Consider the following 1,708-nt stretch of genomic DNA (forward strand, 5'->3'; position numbering starts at 1 on the left):
AGATCCTGCGCGGTCGCGAACTGGCGATCGATGAACGACACCGGGTTCAACGGTCGATCCTTCTGGCGCATCTCGAAGTGCAGGTGCGGCCCGGTCGAGGTCCCGCTGGAGCCGATCTTGCCGATCATCGTCCCGGCGCTCACCGCCACCCCGGCCTTAGCGCGGGGGTCAATACGGCCAAGGTGGGCATAGAAGCTGACCAGATCTTCGCCGTGCCGAACCTCGACATAGCGGCCATAGGAGGGGCTGCGACCCGCCTTGGTGATCACGCCGTCGGCGACCGCCACGACCGGCTTGCCGGACGGCGCGGCGATATCGACGCCCTCGTGCAGGCGGCCATGCCGCTCCCAGGGCATTCGGCGCAGGCCGAAGGGGGAGTTGACGCTGTAGCCGGGCACCGGCTCGCCGAAGGCAAACTCGGGCGGCGGCGGTTCGGGCGGCGGCGCCGGGACGACCTGGGCCTCGACCTTGGCGTAGGCCGGTTCAGGCTTGGCGATATAGGGGCTAAGCGCAGTGGTGGCGTAGGCGGCGGTCACAACGCCGAGGGTCAGGGCCGTCGCCAGGACAGCTTCGACCCAGAAATGGCGCAGACGACCAGCCCCGGCCAAAGTCACTGAATTCAAAAAGAACCTCTTCCAGTACAGTCGAGCCTTACTGGAGTCCGCTAGAGGTTAGGCGGCGAGCTACGACGGTTTATAGATATGATGCGAGCGCTAATTGCCCGCCCTTCTAGACGAAAACGTGGCGTCGAAAACCTTTATTGGCGGCGCGTATTGTCGCGCGATGCAACAGGCTTTGCCGTAATTTCCTGAAGAAGCGGTTACGGCGGCCAATACCGAGGCTCGATTCAAAGCGGCGGCCGGAAACGAAAACGGCGCGCCCAGAACCTGGGCGCGCCGCTGTTGCGATGGTGGTGGGTGGAAGGACTAGAGGTTCTTCAAGATCCCCTCGACCATCTTCTTGGCGTCCCCGAACAGCATCATGGTGTTGTCGCGGAAGAAGAGTTCGTTCTCGACGCCGGCATAGCCCGAGGACATGCCGCGCTTCACGAACAGCACCGTGCGGGCCTTTTCGACGTCGAGGATCGGCATGCCGTAGATCGCCGAGGTGGGGTCGGTCTTGGCCGCCGGGTTGGTGACGTCGTTGGCCCCGATGACGAAGGCCACGTCGGCGGTCGAGAACTCGGAGTTGATATCCTCCAGTTCGAAGACCTCGTCGTAGGGCACGTTAGCCTCGGCCAGCAGCACGTTCATGTGGCCTGGCATCCGACCGGCGACCGGGTGGATGGCGTACTTCACCTCGACGCCTTCTTCCTTCAGCCGATCGCCCATTTCGCGCAGGGCGTGCTGGGCCTGGGACACGGCCATGCCGTAGCCCGGGACGATGATGACCTTGGAAGCGTTCTTCATGATGAAGGCGGCGTCCTCGGCCGAGCCCTGCTTGACGGGCCGGGTCTCGACCTTGCCGCCGGCGCCAGCCGCCGCGTCCTCGGCGCCGAAGCCGCCCAGGATCACGGAGATGAAGCTGCGGTTCATCGCCTTGCACATGATGTACGACAGGATCGCGCCGGACGAACCGACCAGGGCCCCGGTGATGATCAGGGTGACGTTCTCAAGCGTAAAGCCCAGCGCCGCCGCCGCCCAGCCGGAATAGCTGTTCAGCATGGAGACCACGACGGGCATGTCGGCGCCGCCGATGGGGATGATCA

The 1,708-nt window shown here is 64.5% G+C and carries 2 protein-coding genes; both read right to left on the bottom strand.

Annotated elements, in window-relative coordinates; all coding sequences use genetic code 11:
• On the bottom strand, positions 1 to 614 hold a 614-nt coding region (locus Q7T84_RS15140), incomplete at its 3' end, for a M23 family metallopeptidase (protein WP_304810445.1).
• A gap of 312 nt (positions 615 to 926) precedes the next feature.
• Positions 927 to 1,708 (bottom strand): NAD(P)(+) transhydrogenase (Re/Si-specific) subunit beta (locus Q7T84_RS15145; protein WP_304810443.1); only part of this gene is annotated, 782 nt, incomplete at its 5' end.

It is taken from the genome of Phenylobacterium sp. (genome assembly GCF_030654915.1).
Classification (GTDB): domain Bacteria; phylum Pseudomonadota; class Alphaproteobacteria; order Caulobacterales; family Caulobacteraceae; genus Phenylobacterium.